Origin of the sequence: Staphylococcus edaphicus (genome assembly GCF_002614725.1) — a bacterium.
GTDB classification, from domain to species: domain Bacteria; phylum Bacillota; class Bacilli; order Staphylococcales; family Staphylococcaceae; genus Staphylococcus; species Staphylococcus edaphicus.
In genome coordinates, this window is the sequence record NZ_MRZN01000012.1 from 25,675 (window position 1) to 47,123 (window position 21,449).

A 21,449-nucleotide genomic window follows, 5' to 3' on the forward strand; every position below is an offset into this window, starting at 1 on the left:
CATTTAAATCGTCTAAAAATATAATTATTTATTGACAATAACAACTAATGTTCATATTCATCACGTTTGATTTAGATATAAAACGGAAATTTAAAGAAAGCAAGCTAAATATTGGAGGACTATAACTATGACAAAAGTATTGGTAACAGGTGCCACTGGTTTAATTGGTACAAAATTAACACAAAGATTATTAAAAGAAGGTTATGAAGTCGCAGGCTTTACAACTTCTCAACAAGGTAAAGCAAAACTTGTTGATGCAGGTGTGGAAGCCTATATTGGGGATATTTTAAAATATGATACGGTAGCTGCCGCAATATCTGATTATAAACCTGACATTATCATGAATGAAATTACAGATTTAAAAAATGTTGATATGGCCGCAAATACAAAAGTAAGAATCGAAGGTACGAAAAATCTTGTTGATGCTGCAATTGAAAATAACGTAAAACAAATACAATCACAAAGTATTGCTTTTAATTATGAAAGTGGCGATACTTTAGCAACAGAAGATACACCACTTGATACCCAATCGACAGGCGATCGTAAAATAACAGTTGATGGTGTAGAGGGTCTAGAACGTGAGACTGCACGCATTGAAAACAATGTGATATTGCGCTATGGCTTACTTTATGGACCAGGGACATGGTACGGCAAAGATGGTATGATTTATAATTTGTTTAAAGAAGATACTGTCACAATGACGGATGGTATACAATCGTTCATTCATATTGACGATGCAGTAGAGGTGGCGATTCAAGCGTTGCATTTTGAATCAGGCATCTATAATGTGACCGATGATGACCCTGTAACAGGAGATGTTTGGGCAGCATGGTATGCTAATTTATTAAATGTAAACCCGAAACTCAATATCCAACCTGCTGCGGAACATGAAAGAGGCGCTTCCAATGCTAAATTCCGTGCTCAAGGCGGACAACTGATTTACCCTTCTTGGAAACAAGGCATGGATCCGATTCAATAGTTAAAGACTAATCCTTCTAGATGATTAACCTGGAATAGAAACAGACCTTAGATAACATACCTAGGGTCTGTTTTTATAATGTTTTTAACAAGCAATTACTATGAATAAATCTATATTCATGGTTTATTTTAAATATTACTACATACAAATTTCTAGTTGTACATACGTGTAACTTCACATATTTTTCACAAATAATATATTAAAAATAAAATAGTAACATGATAAAATTAAATTGTAAAACGGAAAATTAGTGAAAATATTGGCCGGTTTATTAGGGCTAAGTTTGGAGTAATTGGACTAAATCTAGGCATATTAATTATATTGCTATTCATGTATTTAATCCCGATTATCCTAAATTTTATTGCTATTATAAGTTGTAAAAAACCTTATAAGAAACGCGAAATTCTTGGAACATCGATTATTAGTACACTTTTTTATTGTATATATTCATATTCGTTAATGAGTACATCTGTATTTAATGCATTTATTGATAAATACAAACATAATGATGGTAATTTCTTTGTAGAGATAGAGCCTAATTTTATAGGTATGCCACAAATAATATTTGTCTTTTTAATCCATTTCACTATTTTATACGTATTGTGTAGGTTATTTTTAGAAAGAAGTGATATAAATGTTAGAAATTAAAAACATTAGTAAATCATATAATAAGCATGAGTCCCCTATTATTCATGACATTAATTTGGAAATTAAAACTGGTGAAATAGTTGGATTGATTGGTAGTAATGGTGCTGGAAAGACTACTTTAATGAAATTAATAGCTAAAACTAAAAAACCTACGGAAGGTCAAATATATATCGATAATATAGAAATATTTAGTAAAGATAATGTGCTAAATGACGTAGGCATTATGATTGATATGGTCTTTTTCCCGCATTTATCCGCAAGAGAAAACGTTGAATTTTATTTAAAAGTTAACAATTTAGAAAGTTACAATCACAATATTGATAAAGTTTTAAAGTTAGTAGGTTTAGAAAATACTAAAAATAAGAAAGCTAGTAATTTTTCTTTTGGCATGAAACAAAGACTAAGTTTAGCTATATGTTTAGTTTCAGAACCAAAATTAGCAATTATGGATGAACCTTTTGTTGGACTAGATCCCAATGGTGTTAATACTTTAATTAAGTCCTTAAAGGAATGGGCTATTAAAAAAGGGATGACCGTTTTGATTTCAAGTCATCAATTAAATGAATTAGAAGAAATATGTAATCGATTCACGATATTGAAGCATGGCACATTAAAAGAAGCTAATTTGGGTCAGGAAAAATATTTAAAAATATCAGTTAAAGAGAAAATACTAGAAGAAGATGAAAAACAATTAACTTTAAAATTTAAAACAATACAAAATATTAGTGAAGCGTCTATATATTTAAATAGTGAAAGTAAAGAAATGAGTGATATTATCAACTATATGTTGCCTAAATATTCACTAGATTCAACAGAAACAATTGGTGATAATCTGTATGATTACTTTAATGAGGGGGATTGTTAATGGCACTTTATAAAAATATTTTCATGAATTTGATTTCTAAAAAATCAGTTTGGCTATTGTTTATCATTGGCTTATATCCCTTATTAATTTTACTAACTTCATTGTTACCTACAAATTTCATGCAAATAAGTGGCGAAAAAAATGGCTTGTATGGCTTAGATTTTTTCACTGCTATTTTAAGTACACAATATCAGTTTGTTATACCTTTGATATTAATGGCCTATTTTGTAAGTGTTATTTTTTATGAAGAATTTATTTCTGGCCGGTTAATATTCTTTAAAGATATAAATAGAACCAAGTTATTAAACAGTAAGTTAATCGCCTTGTTAAGTGTCTATACAATATACTTTGTGATTCTCTTTTTATCTTCAGAATTTTTGTTCTATGCTTATTTAGTACATTTTGATTACGCTTCTAATAAATTTTTACCTAATGAACTAACTACGACTTTAAATGATTTACTAATAATAATTAGTACAATACTGTCATCTTTTATATCAGTCTATTTAGCCATCATGTTATCCATGAAATTTTCAACTGGTTTTACAATTTTAGGTGTTATATTCTCATTTATGTTAATTTCGATTTCACCTATGGTTAAAGGACTAGATATTTTCTTCCCTGCAGGATATACAAATGCACATCATTTATATAATTTTGGTATCAACCTTTCAATCATGCTAATTATAACAATGATATATTGTAGTGTATTTTATTTTATTAGTAGAACTATATTTAATAAGTTAGAATACTAATCGTTTAGTGATTTTTTAAATTTAAAAGCACTGACTCACATTAAAACCACCCTGAAAATGGGTGGTTTGTTCTATAAGGATAGTCCTATTTAACTACATAACCTCTAATAATCCACTATATTCTGGAACGCCAATCAACTGGATGACTGATCTTGTTTACTGCTCTAGCGCCTTTTGATAAAAATAATTTGCAACGACAATATCTACAATTGCCACACCCACTGATTTGAAAATAGTAATTTCATCATCAGATAAGCGACCAGCCAATTGATCAGCAATGATATGGCCTAATTCACCATGCAACCCATCTTGAGCAAAGACACCCTCGTTTACTGGATTGATTAGATCACCCGTTTCTGCCATAGCCGCTTCTTGTGCCTCCACTACAACTTTATCTGCATCTGCAATCGCTTGTGATGGCAATTCTTGCATATCCGGTTTAAATGATCCCACTGCATTCACATGTACACCTGGTGATAAGCGTTGTTGAAACACCGGTGTTGTCGCATTTGTTGCCGTTACAATGATATCTGCACTATCCATTGCGGATGCGACATCCTCGTATACAACTAAATCTAAAGAGGGATGCTTGTCCTGAATGTTTTTTGAAAATTTAAGTGCTTTGTCATAAGTACGATTATAAAATTGAAGACGTTCAATATCTCTTACAGCAAGTACTGCTTCAATCAAACCTTCAGCTTGATCACCAGTACCAATCACACATAATGTTTTCGCATTTTCACGAGCGAGGTGTTTTGTAGCAACACCTGAAATAGCACCCGTTCTTATCTTTGTTAAATGTGAGCCTTCTAAGATTGCGAGCGTTTCTCCAGTTTCATAATCTGAAAGCGTCACAGAACCAACAATCGTAGGCTTACCTACCTTAGAATTATTCGGCGCTACCGTAACTGTCTTAACACCAGCCACTTTCAATGTATCTGAAAGTGCTGGCATCACAAGGTATCGATTTGCTTCATTAAATGGTAATGAATAGCGTAGTGGTGTATCTGTGTTACCTTCCGAATACGCTTTAAGCGAATCCGCGACCGCTTCAACAACTTCCTTCATATTTAATAATGCTGCTTGTTCTTGTGCATCTATATAACGCATAAGTCACCCCTATTTGCTTTAATTATCAATAATATCTGTGTTCTTCTCAAACTTATTGGTGATGATATACCATATAATAAAAATAACACCAATAACTAACAAACATAGCCACATCATTTGTCCACTTAAGTATGCCGTAACAAAAAATATAGCTGCTAACAATCCGTAAAACACCATATTTCTAACGAATAGTAGCCAATAGTCTGCTTTAATACTGATTGTTGTTTTAATATCTGGATCTTCCGTTTTAATATAATACTTCGTCCTACGAACACCTTTAATAACCACAAAAATAAGTGCTAATATCATCAGCATTGTTAGAATTTGGGTATACAATTGATTGTTTAAAAAATCCGATAGCATCGCAAAGCCTACGCCTGTAACGATAGGCATCCAATCCTTATCATCAGCATTCGCATTCTTCATCAGTCAATCACCTTCAATATGTCTATATTTGTCATTGTCCCTAACATAACATATTTCCATTGAAAATAATCACTGCTTTAAAATTGAATTGCATGACGTACTTCTATTACTGTACCGTATAACCACCGTCTATCAATATAGCTTGACCCGTCACGCTTTTCGCACTTTCACTACATAAGAACAATGCATAATCCGCAATATCTTTAATATCTAACAAGCGCTTTTGAGGAATCAATGGATATAAGACGTCTTCCAACACCTGTTCCACTTCGACGCCTCTTTCTTTTGCTAAGTCTGCCATTTGATTACGCACTAATGGTGTATCAATATAACCTGGACAGATTGCATTCACCGTAATCCCTTCTGTAGCAGTTTCTAGCGCCGTCACTTTGGTTAAACCAATAATGCCATGTTTCGCACTATTATATGCGGCTTTTCCCGCAAAACCAATCACACCATTAATCGATGCCATATTTAAAATACGTCCAAACCCTTGCTTCTTCATAATCGGCAACGCATATTTTGTACCGATAAAACTCCCCGTTAGCATAATATCAATCATCTGTCTGAACTTTTCTGTTGGGAATGACTCGATACTTTCAACATGTTGTAGTCCCGCATTATTAAATAATATATCCAGACGTCCGTAGTGTTCAACGGTTTGATCTATCATTGATTTTACAGCATGTTCATCTGTGACATCGACTTTTATGCATATACATTCCAACCCTTGAGATTGTAATACGGCTGTTTCTTGCTTCAATTTATCTTCGTTTAAATCTGCAAGGACAACCTTTGCCTCATTTGCTAAAAATACTTTCGCAATTGCCAATCCAATACCGCTCGCGGCACCTGTAATGATTGTTACTTTATCTTTTACCAATCCTGACACCTACTTTAAATGATTTTCAAAATGTGCATCCGTATGAGCTTCAACTTGTTCCAACGTTGTATCAGGTTGTAATTCAATAAGTTTCATAACACCATCCTCAAATTGAAATACGGCTAAATCTGTAATCAACGTATGAACCACTCCGACACCAGTCAAAGGTAATTCGCATTTAGACTTAATCTTAGACGCACCATGTTTATTCATATGATCCATAATGACAACCACTTTTTGAGCTCCAACTACTAAATCCATTGCACCGCCCATGCCTTTCACAAGCTTACCTGGAATCATATAGTTCGCTAAGTCTCCCGTTTCTGAGACTTCCATACCGCCAAGGATGGCTAAATCAATATGACCACCTCGAATCATCGCAAATGATTCCGCATTATCAAAGTAAGACGCTCCTTTAGCTGCTGTTACTGTCTCTTTACCCGCATTGATTAAATCAGGATTTACTTCAGATTCTGTAGGATAAGGTCCAATTCCTAGCAAGCCATTTTCAGATTGAAAATACACATTTTCAACATGATCATTCATTTCATTCGCAACCAACGTTGGCATGCCTATACCTAAATTAATTACCATATCACTCTTAATTTCTTTCGCAGCACGTTGAATAATCTTTTGACGCTGTATTTTTTTATCCATGATACGCCTCCTTCACCGTGCGTTTTTCAATACGTTTCTCAAAATGTTCACCCTTATAGATGTAATCTACATAAACACCAGACATATGTACTTCATCCGGATCAATTTCTCCGATTTCAACAAGTTCTTCAACTTCAACGACTGTTACGTTAGCTGCCATGGCACATAAAGGATTGAAATTACGCGCTGTTTTTTCAAATACTAGATTGCCAAATGTATCGGCTTTTTGTGCTTTGACGATGCCAAAGTCACCTTTAATCGTGCGTTCCATTAAATAAGTTTCCCCATCGAACTCACGTGTTTCCTTCCCTTCAGCAATTGGCGTACCCACGCCCGTTTTAGTATAAAATGCAGGAATCCCTGCGCCACCAGAGCGTAACTTTTCCGCTAATGTACCCTGCGGTGTTAACTCCACCTCTAACTCCCCATTAATAAGTTGTTGTTCAAATATTTTATTTTCACCTACATAGGAACTAATCATTTTATCTATTTGCTTATATTCTAATAAACGACCTAAGCCGAAATCATCTACACCACAGTTGTTACTTACAACAGTTAGCCCTTTCGTACCTTTTGTACGAATCGCTTCAATACTATGCTCAGGAATACCGCACAAGCCAAATCCGCCAGCTAATACCGTCATGCCATCTCTCAGACCTTCAAATGCGCTATGTATATCTTTAATTACTTTCGACATTTGTGAACCTCATTTCTAACTTTTGTTTTTTAATACCTAGTACTAATTATACTCGAAATTTTTAATGAAGTCTTTTAATTATGTTTGCGGTTTCATAGATAGTTTTCAAATATAAATCTTAAAATAATTATTTAAAGTCGTTTTTGATATAGGAAATTCTAGTTTGTATATCAAAAATGATGTGATTTGAGATCTTAAAATTTACAACAAGCTCATTCTAATTAGTACAGTCAATATACTTTAATTTTAGTAATACATATGGACAGTAAACGTTCCACTTTAAAATAATGATATTTTTATAATTATAATACTAAAAATAGACAACCTTTATATCAAAAAAGACATAAAGGTTGTCTACTTTAAAAGTAATCAATCGATTACTTTTTAAAGTGTCATGTTAATCAGCATTTTATTCAGTAACATTAGCTGTTCTGGAATGCTGTTTCTAGATACATCTGGGTGACTATTTATATGGTCATCTATTTTATTTATTATTCTTACATTCTTTCCTCTTATATTAGAAGCCTTTGAAAAGTTAAATTTTACTTTTTCGGAACATATTATGAATTTTTCGCTATTACTTTGACAACTCAAATAATTATTTATATCTTCAGTGATATCTTCTTTTCTTAAGTCTTTTAGAAAGTGTTCATCTTTCAAATTATATTCTTCTAAACTTATAATTGGATCAACTGCCAAGCATTTATAATCCAATTTTGATGCATAATATAATGAGCCAGTGCCTCCTTTAGAAGCACCATATAAAACCACATCGTCATTTTTTATATTTAATTTTGATTGGACACTTTTTATAGAACCTATTATATCATTTTCAAAATTTGGGTTATTAACTGTGTTGATGTAATGGGAACCATGAGAGCAATTTAAATCCATTATTCTCATAATATAAACATTTTTCACTATACTTCTTTCAATTCCATCAAAAAATTTAGGGAACATTCTATTTGTCATTAAATAATTATCATAAACATCCATTGGTGGCATACATGTAAATATTACTAAAAGTTTTATATTTTCATCAGCTGAATTTAATTTTTTATCTTTTGGTGCATCTAATGTGTAAAAATTATTATTATATTGATGTAGATCTTTCCTTTTCCATAATTCTTTTATGTAGCTTCTTTTATATAATTTAGATGTTCCGTCATTATGATAATACAATATATAATCATTCAGTAATAAAATCTTATATAAATTGTAAATATCAGTATTCTTTCTTGCTAATTCAATTATATTTTCACTTGTATTTAATACTACTTCCACTATTTTAGTATTTAAAATTTCATAATCATAACCAACGTACAAACGTTGGACAGTTTTTTCTCCATCTTTTAAAAATAGTCCTTCACTGTCTTTTATATTAGTGATTTTTATTAATTTATTTAAGAAATCATTATAAAATTGAAGTTCATAATGTAAATAATATGCACCCCACAAATGATTCTTATCTAAATAATACTTTTTAGAAGTCATATCTAATTCTAATACATCATAATTATTACATACATAACTATCTAACTTATCCCATTTACTATTCATCACTTCGATATCTTGTATAGAAAACCCATTCTTAACTCTATATTCATTTAATGTACTCCCATCACTAAATTCATTAGAAAAGCGAGCTTTCACCAAAATAACCTTACAGCTTGGAATTTCGTTTTTCATAAAATTAAAAAATTCGTCTATTGATTTCTTCCATAATTTCATATACTCTTCGTAATTTTCTACAATATTTAATGTTTCTACACCATTTGAAGAGTGAATATCCTCATAATTTGGATTATTAGATATGAAATGCGTATTGCTAATTTTTTTTATTCCAAATTTAATGTCTGGGTCAAAATCTAACAAAAGAAAATCTGGTTTTTCTTTTGTTATAATTGTTAGAAATTCCTTTGAGTATTCTTTGTATATCATAGTTTGAATATAAGGAGACTTATTTAAAAAGTCATTATTCACGCTTAAACTCATTTTTTCAGACATTAAACTAAGCATAGTAGTTTGATTTTGATGAGCTATCACATTAAAAAATTTTTTATAATTTGGATTTATTTTAGTATTAAAATTATCTCTAGTAATACAAGAACCTATTGTCGCTATCTTTATTGTCATAACATTCTCCTATTTTGCAATTCAATTATAGAACACTTCATTTAATATATCTTTTGTACTACCTTTTTTATCATTATTTACTATTCTTTCAATTAAATTTGTATAATCTATTTGCTTAATATTTTTTATTTGCAAAGCCAATTTCTTTTCATCCAATGAAGCAACAGGGAATTTTCCTAATTCAAATATATTAAAATAAAAACCCACATCTTTTTGATATGTTTTAGAGTCTTCCTGCAATAAGAAAATTGGTTTGTTTAAATGTGCATAATCAAAAATAGTCGAAGAATAATCAGTAATCATTACATCACAAAGCAAGTACAATTCTTGTATATCGACAAATTCATTATAAAAGCAATGAATACGACTATCTAACTTATTATATTTAGTTCTTAGTCCACTCTCATTAGGGTGTAATTTCACAATAATTTCATAATTCTCTGGAAGATAGTCTAATAACTTTTTCAAGTTTATATTAGTTAAATTTTCCCTCTTGCTTTTTCTCCATGTTGGACAAAATAAAATATATTTTTTTTCATTATCTTCTATAAACAAATATTTTCTCTGCAATTTTTGCCAATTATTTTCATCATAATTTTCTAATAAGAATTCGTTTCTAGGTGCTCCATATTCTAAGATATTCAAATTCAAATTATTTTCTAATCTAAAAGCAGATTTAAGTAACATTGAATTTATAGTGGAAGACGATAGTAGATAATCCCATTTTTCCATTCTAGGTTGAAATAATTTATTTTGTAATATTCTTTCTTTGTCATCCCCTAGATCATTCACCATTTTTTTCAATGGAAAACCGTGCCATGTTTGGATGAATTTTTGATTTTTGTGTTTGTCTACTTTATCCCATGAATTACCGTTCATAAATACATATTTACACTTTCTAAAAGTTTCGATGTAATTCTCGCTGCCAAATCTGACAGGTTTAAATCCATAGTTTCTTATTTCAATATCAACTAATGAATTTTTTGAACTAACATAAACCTCTTTTTCTCTATACATCTCTTTTATATTCAAAGCAAGGTATTTGGGATCTCCGCTAAAGTTACTCCCATGAAATGATTCGATAAACACTTTGTTTTCATCTGGAATTATTTTATCTAGCACTTTTTTATGTAATTTACTTTTTCTAGTACCATAAATTTCTTTTACTTTCTTGAAGAAATAATCATTTTTTAATAATTTACTGAAAAGTGGTTTTTCTTTCATTCTAGCATACAAAATTTTACCATTATTTAATCTTTCAAGTTGACCTCGTTTCTGAATCTTATATTTACCAACGGTTTTAACTGGCATTATAGTATATTCATTCTTCGAATTTTCAAAATTCAATAGATATTTATCACTGTAATTAGAATCTAAAAAATCGTTTTTTAGATTCTCGACATCAACTTTTCTTTTATACTGTGTATATTTTTCGTTAAGCAAAGAAATTAATATTTCACTATCCCTAATAATATTTTTTTCTAAAAATTCAACGGCGTAATATTTACTATAAACTTCTTTTAATACTTTATCTTTCCCAGGAAAAATCAAAGCTCTATTACCATTTGCAATTGTTTCTAATATTGAATACCCTAATGTTTCGTATGGAGAAGATGATATATAAATATAATTAAGTGGTTCTTTTTGATTAATATGAATGTTGTTTTGCAAATTATAATATTTAATCAAATTATTATATAAAATTTCAGATGGCCCATATCCGATGATATAAAGCTGAATATCTGTTCTATTAGTATTTTTAACTATATAATTAAAAAGTTTAATAACATAAGAAATATCCTTAATACTATCTTCAAATCTTGCCTTAATCAAAAAATTTCTTTTTGTATTTATTTGTCTTGAATTTATATGAATATGTTCAGCATTTACATATTGAGAAAACACAGATTCATAATTATATAGTTTTTTAAACTCTCTTTTAATACTTTCTGTACTTACTCTAATGCTATCGATGTAATCTAATGCTAAATCTATAGAATCATCAATATATTTTAAAGGCCCATGAATTTCACCAATAATATTAATATCTTTATTATTTTTTTTTATGTCTCTCGCATATTTAAAAAAAGATTCCCTCGTAATAATTAATAAATCTGCATTAGATATTTCATCTACTCCATTGAATTTCAAAGTAGAAAAATCTTCATTATTCAAATCCTCATGAATAATTAAGCTTGTTACGTCAGTTTTTTTAAAATCTTGCGCATTAAAATATTTAATTTTGTGTCCTTTATTCAAAAATGATTTTACCAAATTAATATTACTTCTAGACGTTCCTCCTTTTGCAAATATATTAAATCCCAAAATATTAATATTCATTATCTCACCTTTAATTCATTAATTTTTCATTTATTTCAGTAATACACCTATATTATATTTATATTGTCCCCTCAAATAAATATAAACTATATTTATTATACTGTAACCATTAATTTAAATCTATATTTTTTCAATAATTTTAATAAAGGGTTTACTTATGCATATATTTTATAATTAATTTTAATATCCTTTCATTTATATGAAATCGCAAAAAAGCGTGTAACAAAAGTTACACGCTTTACATTCTAATACCTTATTCACTTATGCGATTTCAATTTGAAAACGGCGAACGACTGTACCATCTTCAAGTGTAGATGATTCAATTTCTTCGCCACCGTTATGTTGAATCACGGCTGCTGATGCTTTATTATCTTCTGTACATGTTACTAATGCTTCTTGAACACCAATTCTTGATAAATAATCTAATGATTTTTTCAAGATTTTATTGCCATATCCTTTTCCACGATGTTTCTTACGAATACCATAGCCAACATGGCCGCCAATTGTTTTAAGCTTCTCGTTTAAATTATGACGAATATTCGCTGCACCAATAATTTCATCGTCATCAATCAAGAATAATGTCGTATTATCCACTGATTCATCATGTGATTTGTTATCTGCCAATTCATGTACTAACTCTTCAAAATTATTATATTTCGTGATATTCGTAATGGTAGGTACAATTGTTTCATCATCGTCGATCCATTCTCTCATATAATCACAATACATCAATTCGTCACCCATTGTTAACTCTCTAAATTCAACCATGTTGACACTCCTTCCTTTCTTGACTTACATTTGTAAATCATCATCGTGTGTATTGAGATAATACACATAGTGATCCGTCCATTGTTCGTTTTCAAAAATAAAACCTTTACGCACACATTCAAACTGAAAGCCTAATTTCTCAATTAATTGTATAGAAGGTATATTATCTAAATTAATGTGTGCCTCAATTCTATGAAAATGTAACGTGTCCCGCGTTTGTTTCACTAATTCTGTTAAGGCTTCATAGGCATAACCATGGCGCCAATATTGATTATGAATAAAGTAACCAATCTCTGCCCATTGAAAATTGTCTCGACTTAAGTTCTTAATATTGAGCATTCCTAAATGTCGATGTGCTTTATCAAAAATACCAAATATATATAAATCATCTGCTTCAATCGCTTGTTGCTGTCTTGTAATGAGCGCCGAAAACCAAGGTTCTGTAGCATCTGACATATCTACTTGCCCTTTGTCGTGTCTATATTGTGAAGGCCTCCTATTTACAAAACCATTTAACCATGATTCGTAATCTTTTTCTTCCAACGGTCTAATGATAAGACGTTGTGTAGTGAAATGCAACCCTAAATTATTATGCATTTAAAATCCCCTTATAATATTCATTCAGCAAACTTATTTTCAATCATTAAGTGATAAAATTCAACGTCATTCCTCATCCCTCTGTGCGATATATCTCGCTTTATCCTTATACCTATTCATAACCTCTTTATCATGCATTAAAACTTTATTTACAGGGTATATATATAATTGAAAGCGCTAACAAATATAACTTTAAATTATATATTATTTAATATGATCACACATAAGCCAATGGAGATTTTGTATCTTAGGAGGTTTTTATGATGAACAATAGTAATGCTTCAAAAATTTTCTTCACTTTTTTTGGTATTTTGTCATGGTTATCAACTGTAATTCTATTCATTTTACCGACATTGTCACCTTATCAAGATTACATTAAAACACAAGGCGGCATGTCAACAAGTTGGATTATTGTGTTACTCGCATTTATAACGCTGTTTTACATTGCTATCTTAATCATGGATATCTACAGTCCGTTAACAACACAAGTAATACAGTTTGTATTGTTAACGGTAGTAATCGTGTGTGCAATACCATCTATTACTGCATTTGTTCTTGCTTCATTTGTAGTAGACATTAGTATTATCGAAATCTTTATACCGATTGTGCTGATTATTTTAGCCAGCATGTTACACATTTTATGGTTTGCGATACCATTTATGCAAAACAAAGAAAATCGTGAAGCTAAACAAGTACGAAAAAATCCATTTAAATAATGAAACTTTTGTTAATCACTATACTAACCTACGATAGCGGATATTCACCGTACCATCGTAGGTTAGTTTGCGTTATAGTCATTGATAAATATCGGTATAGTATTAAATAATATCCACTAATATCATCTTCACGATTTCATTTTCAGACATTGCTTGAGAAATACATTTCTCATTCTTTACACCTAGCACGTCATTTTTTAAAAACCAATTTGCCATAGCTTCTGGCCCAAAATCCGTGTCTGGTTTCAAATTATGTCTCCTTACAGTTTCTTGAAATGATAGGTTGAAGTAATAGGTATGTGTTTCTACATTCATTTGGTTCATTAAGTTATCAATCATTGAACCATATTTGCTCTTATTTAAAATGCCTTCTAAAATGACATAATCGCAATGGACAATACCATAATTTACAATATCTTCTATAAGCTGAATTGCTAGGTTATTAGGTTGGTCTCTAACGTTTAATATATTACGGCGTATTTCATCTTGGCCAACTAACATCACACCCGCCCCTAACACGTGTTGCAGTAGTTGTGCAACTGTCGACTTTCCACTGCCAGAATTCCCTCTAATAATAATTAACTTGGCCATATGCTTCACTCCCATATTATAAATTATCTACATTATATAAAATAAAAACGTTCGCAGACAATCGTCTCCGAACGCTTTCTTATGGTATGTGTACTTTAATATCAAATCCGTGTTTCTTATTTTACGCTTTACTTAATGGTACCTAGTTCTTTACCAACTTTTTCAAACGCTGCTAAAGCTTGGTCTAACATCTCTTTCGTATGTGCAGCTGTTGGCATATTACGTACACGACCTGTGCCTTTAGGAACAGTTGGGAACACGATTGATTTCACGTAAACGCCTTCGTCTTTCAAGCGACTACTAAATGCTTGTGTCTCTTTCTCATCGCCGATAATAACAGGTGTAATTGGAGATTCAGAATTTCCAATATCAAAGCCTAATTTTTTCAAACCGTCTTTTAGGTAATTACCATTTTCCCAAAGTTTATCATGTAATTCTGTAGATGCCATTAATTTTTTCACGGCTTCTGTAATTGCTTTTGTGTCTCCTGGTGCTAATGAAGTGGAGAATAAGAATGGTCTTGATTGTGCTTTCAACCAATCAATCAGTGACTGTGTACCTGCTACATAACCACCAACGACACCAATTGCTTTAGATAATGTACCGATTTGGAAATCAATTTTGTCTTGTAAACCAAAGTGTTTAACCGTACCAGCACCTTTACCCATTACACCAGAACCATGAGCATCATCAACATATGTGATTAAGCCAAATTCTTCAGCAATTTCCACTATTTCTGGTAATTTTGCAACATCGCCATCCATACTGAAAACGCCATCTGTAATATACATCACTTTATTATATTGTCCTGATTCTACTGCTTCTTTTGCTTTAGCTCGTAAATCTTCCATATCTGAATGGTTTACACGAATAATCTTCGCTTTAGACAAACGACATCCATCAATGATAGAAGCGTGATTTAACTCATCAGATAGAATCGCATCATTTTTATTCATAACAGCTGAAATAGCGGCCATGTTACAGTTGAATCCTGATTGATATGCAATGGCTGCTTCTGTACCTTTAAATTCAGCAAGCGTTTTCTCTAATTCATCATGCACATCTAACGTACCATTGATAGAACGCACAGCACCAGCACCTACACCATGTGTATCGATTGCGTCTTTTGCTGCTTGTTTCAAGTCTTCGTTTGTTGCTAGTCCTAAATAGTTATTTGAAGATAAGTTAACATAATTTTTCCCATTGATTGTAATCTCCGGCCCATTGGCACCTTCAATTGTATCTATCTCATTATATAAACCGTTATCCTTTAAATATTGAATATTTTCATCTAAAAAGCCATGTAGTGATTGAACCACTGCAAGTCCCCCTTTGAATTATCATAGTTTTCAACTTAATCATAACCTATTTTTATAGTTGTGGAAAGTAGAATTATAATATAGTAGAAAGCGTTTCCTACAATTTAATATATATGTTAACCATTGTACTTACAGTTGACACATGTAAAGTGATATAATAGGTGAAAATGCTTAAGGAAGAAGGGTTGAAGTTGTTTGATTGGTTTCAACTAGCACAACAAAAAGAAAGTAGGATGGTGCAAGTACGACGTTATCTGCACCAATATCCAGAATTATCATTTGAAGAGCATCACACACATGACTTTATAATGAACCAATTGAGTCAATTATCTTGTGAGATACGTACACCAGTAGGACGTAATGGCATAGTCGCGACATTCAAAGGCCGTGGAGATGGTCCTACTATCGCCTTACGTGCAGACTTTGACGCTTTACCGATAGATGAATTAACAGATGTACCCTATAAATCAAAAAATCCAGGTGCTATGCATGCTTGTGGTCATGACGGCCATACAGCAATTTTACTTGGTGTTGCAGAAATCATTGAAAATCATTTAGCCTCATTAAATGGCAATGTCGTATTGATCTTCCAATACGGTGAGGAAATTATGCCAGGTGGTTCACAAGAGATGATTGATGATGGCTGTTTAAACAATGTAGACAAAATCTATGGCAATCATTTATGGACAGGTTATCCGACAGGTATGATATATTCACGACCTGGCGCGATGATGGCATCACCAGATGAGTTTAATATTACAATTCAGGGTAAAGGCGGCCATGGTGCTAAACCACATGAAACGATTGATCCGGTAGTCATTATGGCTGAATTCATTATGAGTGCTCAAAAGATTGTATCTCGTACGATTGATCCTGTTAAACAAGCGGTCATCAGCTTTGGTATGGTTCAGGCAGGTTCGGCAGATAATATTATTCCAGACACCGCTTTTTGTAAAGGCACCGTTCGTACATTTGATACAGAAGTACAAAGCCATGTTATGACTAAAATGGAAAAATTATTACAAGGTTTAGCTGTCGCAAACGATATTACTTATACCTTCAATTATATTAAAGGTTACTTGCCTGTACACAATCATCCAAATAACTATGAAATTGTGAAGCAGGCTGCTAACGACATGAATTTACGTTTCTATGAATCAGAGTTAATGATGATCGGTGAAGATTTCTCACACTATTTAAAAGTTCGTCCAGGGGCCTTCTTTTTAACTGGTTGCGGAAATCCAGAAAAAGATACAACACATCCTCATCATAGTCCTAGCTTCAATATAGATGAAAAAGCAATGAAATATGCAACATGTGAATTTCTAAAAATTCTTGAACTTGAAAACGTAATTATTAAAGCACCTTAGTCATTTTATGACTTAGGTGCTTTTATGCATGAGCTTTAGCTCAGGTATACCTTAGTAACCTTAGTCATTTTATGACTTAGGTGCTTTTATGCATGAGCTTTAGCTCAGGTATACCTTAGTAACCTTAGTCATTTTATGACTTAGGTGCTTTTATGCATGAGCTTTAGCTCAAGTATACCTTACTAACCTTAGTATTACTTTCAGCTATACTGAATTAGTAATACTTATGCATGTGCGAAAGCATATGTATACCTCTTAAAATCATACTAACCACAATAGAGTTTCTGAAATATGAGTCAGGGGTACTACTTTTTTAGCGATTTTTATATAAATACACTTCCCCAGAATTATACCTCTATCTATTTATTAAAATGAAAAGCCATCCACTATACGGAAAGCTTTTCTTCATACAAAAAAAGCCTCCCGAAGGAGGCTTTAAAATTCTATTCAAAGATAGAAATTAATATTATTTGTTGATTACAGTAACAACGCCTGATCCAACAGTACGTCCACCTTCACGGATAGAGAAACGTGTACCGTCTTCAATAGCGATTGGAGAAATTAATTCAACTTCCATTTCAACGTTATCGCCAGGCATAACCATTTCAGTACCTTCTGGTAAGTTAACAACACCAGTTACGTCAGTAGTACGGAAATAGAATTGTGGGCGGTAGTTAGTGAAGAATGGTGTATGACGGCCACCTTCATCTTTAGATAAAACGTAAACATCCGCTTTGAATTTTGTATGTGGTGTAATAGTACCAGGAGCAGCTAAAACTTGACCACGTTGTACGTCATCACGTGAAACACCACGTAATAATGCACCAATGTTGTCACCAGCTTCAGCGTAGTCTAATAATTTACGGAACATTTCTACACCAGTAACAGTTGTTTTGCTTGAATCTTCTTGCATACCAATGATTTCAACTTCTTCACCGACTTTGATTTGACCACGTTCAACACGGCCTGTAGCAACAGTACCACGACCAGTGATTGAGAATACGTCCTCAACTGGCATCATGAATGGTTTGTCAGAATCACGTTCTGGTGTTGGAATGAAGTCATCAACAGCTTGCATTAAGTCTAAGATTTTTTGCTCATAGTCAGCATCGCCTTCTAAAGCTTTTAATGCAGAACCAGAGATTACAGGTACATCGTCACCTGGGAAGTCATATTCGCTTAATAAGTCACGAACTTCCATTTCTACTAATTCTAATAATTCTTCATCGTCAACCATGTCAACTTTGTTTAAGAATACAACTAATGCTGGAACACCAACGTTACGTGATAAAAGAATGTGTTCACGAGTTTGTGGCATTGGGCCATCAGCAGCAGATACTACTAAGATAGCTCCGTCCATTTGTGCAGCACCAGTGATCATGTTTTTAACATAGTCAGCGTGACCTGGGCAGTCAACGTGAGCATAGTGACGTTTGTCAGTAGTATACTCGATGTGTGAAGTATTAATTGTAATACCACGTTCTTTTTCTTCTGGAGCGTTGTCAATCATGTCATATGATTGTGCTACAGAGTCACCATTTTTTGCTAATACAGTTGCGATAGCAGCTGTTAAAGTAGTTTTACCATGGTCAACGTGACCAATAGTACCAATATTGGCATGTTCTTTTGAGCGGTCAAATTTTTCTTTAGCCATTATAAAATCTCTCCTATTCGTTAGAAAATAAATTTTTAAAATTATCTCTCATGACAGTTTCTCACCATCATGAGAAGATTGTCTGTTTTTTTGGTATAAAGGACTATATAGTTCCTTTATAATGCATTTTTCCCAAAAAATCAATTTATAAAACTACAAGCTACATAATTAAGCTTTACATGTATTGTACAGACAGTTGTCGTACAATACAAGTTTAATTATTCAGCTTTATTACCACTGTTTTTCTTGATAATGTCTTCAGCAATTGATTTTGGAACTTCAGCATAGTGATCAAAGTACATAGTATAAGTACCACGACCTTGAGTGTTAGAACGTAATGATGTAGCATAACCGAACATTTCTGAAAGTGGTACATAAGCATTTACAACTTGTGCATTACCACGAGGTTCCATACCATCAACACGTCCACGACGAGATGTTACGTCACCCATGATGTCACCCATGTACTCTTCAGGCATTTCAATAGTTACTTTCATCATTGGTTCTAAGATAACTGGATCACATTTTTTAGCAGCTTCTTTAAGCGCTAATGATGCAGCGATTTTGAAGGCCATTTCTGATGAATCGACATCATGGTATGAACCATCAAATAATCTAGCTTTAACATCAATTAAAGGATAACCAGCTAACACACCGTTTTCCATTGAATCTTTAAGACCTGCTTCAACTGATGGAATGTATTCACGAGGAACTACACCACCAACGATAGCGTTTTCGAATTCGAATCCGCCACCAGTTTCATTAGGTGAAAATTCAATTTTAACGTCACCATATTGACCACGACCACCTGATTGACGAGCGAATTTACCTTGAACTTCAGCTGATGCTTTAAATGTTTCACGGTATGAAACCATTGGCGCACCAACGTTACATTCAACGTTGAATTCTTTCTTCATACGGTCTACTAAGATATCCAAGTGAAGTTCACCCATACCACCAATGATAACTTGTCCAGTTTCATCGTCTGTGTGTGCATGGAATGTAGGATCTTCCTCTTGTAACTTAACTAAAGCTGTAGTCATTTTGTCTTGGTCAGCTTTAGATTTTGGTTCAACTGATAAGTGAATAACAGGTTCTGGGAAATCCATAGATTCCAAGATAATGTCATTTTTCTCACCACATAAAGTATCACCAGTACCAGTATCTTTAAGACCTACCGCAGCTGCGATATCTCCTGAATATACTGTGTTTAACTCTTGACGAGAGTTAGCGTGCATTTGTAGTAAACGACCTACACGTTCACGTTTATTCTTCGTAGAGTTTTTAACATAAGAACCTGATGATAATGTACCTGAATAAACACGGAAGAATGTTAATTTACCAACATAAGGGTCAGTCATTACTTTGAACGCTAAAGCAGCGAACTCAGCATTGTCATCAGCTTTTGCGATAACTTCTTCTTCTGGATTATCAGCACGGTGACCAACAATTGGTTTAACATCAAGTGGTGAAGGTAAGTAGTCAATTACTGCGTTAAGCATTAATTGAACACCTTTGTTTTTGAATGCTGTACCAACAAGTACTGGGTAGAATTCTACGTCAGTAGTTGCTTGACGAATCGCATCTTTCAATTCAGCAATTGAAATTTCTTCATCACCAAGATATTTTTCCATTAGTTCGTCATTAGTTTCAGCTACAGCTTCAACTAATGCCGCACGAGCTTCTTCAGCTCTTTCTTTATGATCGTCAGGAATTTCAATTTCTTCAATTTCAGTTCCTAAGTCATTGTTGTATTTGAAACATTTCATTTCAACTAAGTCGATGATTGCTTCAAATTCGTCTTCAGCACCAATAGGTAACTGAATTGGTTGCGCGTTAGCTTGTAAACGGTCATGAATTGTGCTTACTGAGTATTCAAAGTTAGCACCTAATTTGTCCATTTTGTTAACGAAAACAATACGAGGTACACCATAAGTTGTTGCTTGACGCCAAACTGTTTCAGTTTGCGGTTCAACACCTGATTGTGCATCTAATACTGTTACTGCGCCATCAAGTACACGTAAAGAACGCTCAACTTCAACAGTGAAGTCTACGTGTCCAGGTGTATCGATGATGTTTACACGGTGGTTATCCCATTCTGCAGTTGTTGCTGCTGATGTGATAGTGATACCACGGTCTTGCTCCTGTTCCATCCAGTCCATTTGTGAAGCACCTTCATGTGTTTCACCAATTTTGTGGATACGTCCAGTATAGTAAAGAATACGTTCAGTCGTAGTTGTTTTACCAGCATCGATGTGAGCCATGATACCGATATTACGAGTTCTATCTAAACTAAAATCTCTAGCCATGTATTTTTCTCCTTCCAGTATAACTGCGAATAAATACTTTAAATATGGCGATGCCCTAAACACGCACCGACGATAGTAAACTATCTTTGTGGAACATGCTCAGGGAAAAAGCTACTATCCTACCAGCGATAGTGAGCGAATGCTTTGTTAGCTTCAGCCATTTTGTGTGTGTCTTCACGTTTCTTAACTGCGCCACCAGTGTTGTTAGCAGCATCTAAGATTTCGTTAGCTAAACGTTCTTCCATAGTTTTTTCACCACGAAGACGCGAATAGTTAACTAACCAACGAAGACCTAATGTAGTACGACGCTCTGGACGAACTTCTACTGGTACTTGATAGTTAGAACCACCTACACGGCGAGCTTTAACTTCTAATACTGGCATGATGTTGTCGATAGCTTCTTCGAAAACTTCAACTGCTTCACGACCACTACGTTCTTTAACTAAGTCGAATGCAGAATAAAGAATTCTTTGTGCTGTTCCACGTTTACCATCTAACATAATTTTGTTGATCAATTTTGTAACTAATTTAGAGTTGTGAATTGGATCCGGTAATACGTCTCTTTTTGGTACTGATCCTTTACGAGGCATAATGTAAATCCTCCCTTCCTATTATAGTATAATTTTTAA

20 protein-coding genes are annotated in these 21,449 nt (G+C 32.9%); 6 read left to right on the top strand and 14 right to left on the bottom strand.

Going from position 1 to position 21,449, the window contains the following annotated elements; translation table 11 throughout:
• Nucleotides 1–127: 127 nt before the first annotated feature.
• The 4 genes from BTJ66_RS08195 to BTJ66_RS08210 all read left to right on the top strand — a co-directional run bounded on the left by BTJ66_RS08195 (nucleotide 128) and on the right by BTJ66_RS08210 (nucleotide 3,247).
• A complete protein-coding gene (locus BTJ66_RS08195) occupies nucleotides 128–979 on the top strand; it encodes an NAD-dependent epimerase/dehydratase family protein (RefSeq protein WP_099090484.1) in 852 nt (283 codons plus the stop codon).
• 291 nt (nucleotides 980–1,270) lie between these two features.
• The gene (locus BTJ66_RS14020) at nucleotides 1,271–1,627 is read left to right on the top strand and encodes an Msa family membrane protein (RefSeq protein WP_420801881.1); all 357 of its coding nucleotides are present in this window, start codon (nucleotides 1,271–1,273) and stop codon (nucleotides 1,625–1,627) included.
• Nucleotides 1,614–2,492, top strand: coding sequence for an ABC transporter ATP-binding protein (locus BTJ66_RS08205; protein ID WP_099090486.1), 879 nt, complete (start codon nucleotides 1,614–1,616; stop codon nucleotides 2,490–2,492). The genes BTJ66_RS14020 and BTJ66_RS08205 overlap by 14 nt, the downstream gene beginning before the upstream one ends.
• On the top strand, nucleotides 2,492–3,247 hold the full coding sequence (locus BTJ66_RS08210) for an amino acid transporter (RefSeq protein WP_099090487.1): 756 nt from the start codon (nucleotides 2,492–2,494) through the stop codon (nucleotides 3,245–3,247). Before BTJ66_RS08205 ends, BTJ66_RS08210 begins: the two co-directional genes overlap by 1 nt.
• A 156-nt stretch (nucleotides 3,248–3,403) precedes the next feature.
• Here BTJ66_RS08210 and BTJ66_RS08215 read toward each other — a convergent pair whose 3' ends face one another.
• From BTJ66_RS08215 to BTJ66_RS08255, 9 genes are all read right to left on the bottom strand, one after another.
• Nucleotides 3,404–4,357 carry an ornithine cyclodeaminase family protein gene (locus BTJ66_RS08215; protein ID WP_099090488.1) on the bottom strand — a complete coding sequence of 318 codons (954 nt, stop codon included), beginning with the start codon at nucleotides 4,355–4,357 and terminating at the stop codon, nucleotides 3,404–3,406.
• An 18-nt stretch (nucleotides 4,358–4,375) separates the two neighbouring features.
• Nucleotides 4,376–4,783 carry a hypothetical protein gene (locus tag BTJ66_RS08220; RefSeq protein ID WP_099090489.1) on the bottom strand — a complete coding sequence of 136 codons (408 nt, stop codon included), beginning with the start codon at nucleotides 4,781–4,783 and terminating at the stop codon, nucleotides 4,376–4,378.
• A gap of 106 nt (nucleotides 4,784–4,889) precedes the next feature.
• Entirely contained in the window at nucleotides 4,890–5,666 is a 777-nt protein-coding gene (locus BTJ66_RS08225; RefSeq protein ID WP_099090490.1) for a 3-hydroxybutyrate dehydrogenase, read from the bottom strand.
• 9 nt (nucleotides 5,667–5,675) lie between these two features.
• Complete coding sequence (locus BTJ66_RS08230; protein ID WP_099090491.1) at nucleotides 5,676–6,323, bottom strand: 3-oxoacid CoA-transferase subunit B; 648 nt, start codon at nucleotides 6,321–6,323, stop codon at nucleotides 5,676–5,678.
• The gene (locus BTJ66_RS08235) at nucleotides 6,316–7,020 is read right to left on the bottom strand and encodes a CoA transferase subunit A (RefSeq protein WP_099090492.1); all 705 of its coding nucleotides are present in this window, start codon (nucleotides 7,018–7,020) and stop codon (nucleotides 6,316–6,318) included. Before BTJ66_RS08235 ends, BTJ66_RS08230 begins: the two co-directional genes overlap by 8 nt.
• Nucleotides 7,021–7,404: 384 nt before the next feature.
• Entirely contained in the window at nucleotides 7,405–9,156 is a 1,752-nt protein-coding gene (locus tag BTJ66_RS13855; RefSeq protein WP_238597612.1) for an accessory Sec system protein Asp2, read from the bottom strand.
• Between the two features lie 21 nt (nucleotides 9,157–9,177).
• Nucleotides 9,178–11,496 carry a CDP-glycerol glycerophosphotransferase family protein gene (locus BTJ66_RS08245; RefSeq protein WP_099090493.1) on the bottom strand — a complete coding sequence of 773 codons (2,319 nt, stop codon included), beginning with the start codon at nucleotides 11,494–11,496 and terminating at the stop codon, nucleotides 9,178–9,180.
• Nucleotides 11,497–11,757: 261 nt separating this feature from the next.
• Nucleotides 11,758–12,264 (bottom strand): GNAT family N-acetyltransferase, encoded by a 507-nt coding sequence (locus BTJ66_RS08250; protein WP_099090494.1) that lies wholly within the window; start codon nucleotides 12,262–12,264, stop codon nucleotides 11,758–11,760.
• Between the two features lie 24 nt (nucleotides 12,265–12,288).
• Entirely contained in the window at nucleotides 12,289–12,861 is a 573-nt protein-coding gene (locus tag BTJ66_RS08255; RefSeq protein WP_099090495.1) for a GNAT family N-acetyltransferase, read from the bottom strand.
• A 263-nt stretch (nucleotides 12,862–13,124) separates the two neighbouring features.
• Between BTJ66_RS08255 and BTJ66_RS08260 the strand changes: the two genes are divergently transcribed.
• Entirely contained in the window at nucleotides 13,125–13,577 is a 453-nt protein-coding gene (locus BTJ66_RS08260) for a hypothetical protein (RefSeq protein ID WP_099090496.1), read from the top strand.
• Between the two features lie 102 nt (nucleotides 13,578–13,679).
• On the opposite strand, the gene BTJ66_RS08265 is transcribed toward BTJ66_RS08260, so the two are convergent.
• Entirely contained in the window at nucleotides 13,680–14,168 is a 489-nt protein-coding gene (locus BTJ66_RS08265; protein WP_099090497.1) for a kinase, read from the bottom strand.
• Between the two features lie 128 nt (nucleotides 14,169–14,296).
• Nucleotides 14,297–15,487, bottom strand: a complete 1,191-nt coding sequence (locus BTJ66_RS08270) for a glycine C-acetyltransferase (protein WP_099090498.1) — start codon at nucleotides 15,485–15,487, stop codon at nucleotides 14,297–14,299.
• A 191-nt stretch (nucleotides 15,488–15,678) separates the two neighbouring features.
• Here BTJ66_RS08270 and BTJ66_RS08275 point away from each other — a divergent pair, with 191 nt between their 5' ends.
• Nucleotides 15,679–16,857 carry a M20 family metallopeptidase gene (locus BTJ66_RS08275; protein ID WP_099090499.1) on the top strand — a complete coding sequence of 393 codons (1,179 nt, stop codon included), beginning with the start codon at nucleotides 15,679–15,681 and terminating at the stop codon, nucleotides 16,855–16,857.
• A 466-nt stretch (nucleotides 16,858–17,323) separates the two neighbouring features.
• Here the strand turns inward: BTJ66_RS08275 and tuf are convergent, their stop codons facing one another.
• The 3 genes from tuf to rpsG all read right to left on the bottom strand — a co-directional run bounded on the left by tuf (nucleotide 17,324) and on the right by rpsG (nucleotide 21,410).
• Nucleotides 17,324–18,511 (bottom strand): elongation factor Tu, encoded by a 1,188-nt coding sequence (tuf, locus tag BTJ66_RS08280; RefSeq protein ID WP_099090500.1) that lies wholly within the window; start codon nucleotides 18,509–18,511, stop codon nucleotides 17,324–17,326.
• A 218-nt stretch (nucleotides 18,512–18,729) separates the two neighbouring features.
• The gene (fusA, locus tag BTJ66_RS08285; protein ID WP_099090501.1) at nucleotides 18,730–20,820 is read right to left on the bottom strand and encodes an elongation factor G; all 2,091 of its coding nucleotides are present in this window, start codon (nucleotides 20,818–20,820) and stop codon (nucleotides 18,730–18,732) included.
• A gap of 119 nt (nucleotides 20,821–20,939) precedes the next feature.
• Nucleotides 20,940–21,410 (bottom strand): 30S ribosomal protein S7, encoded by a 471-nt coding sequence (gene rpsG, locus BTJ66_RS08290; protein ID WP_002484155.1) that lies wholly within the window; start codon nucleotides 21,408–21,410, stop codon nucleotides 20,940–20,942.
• Between the last annotated feature and the right edge of the window lie 39 nt (nucleotides 21,411–21,449).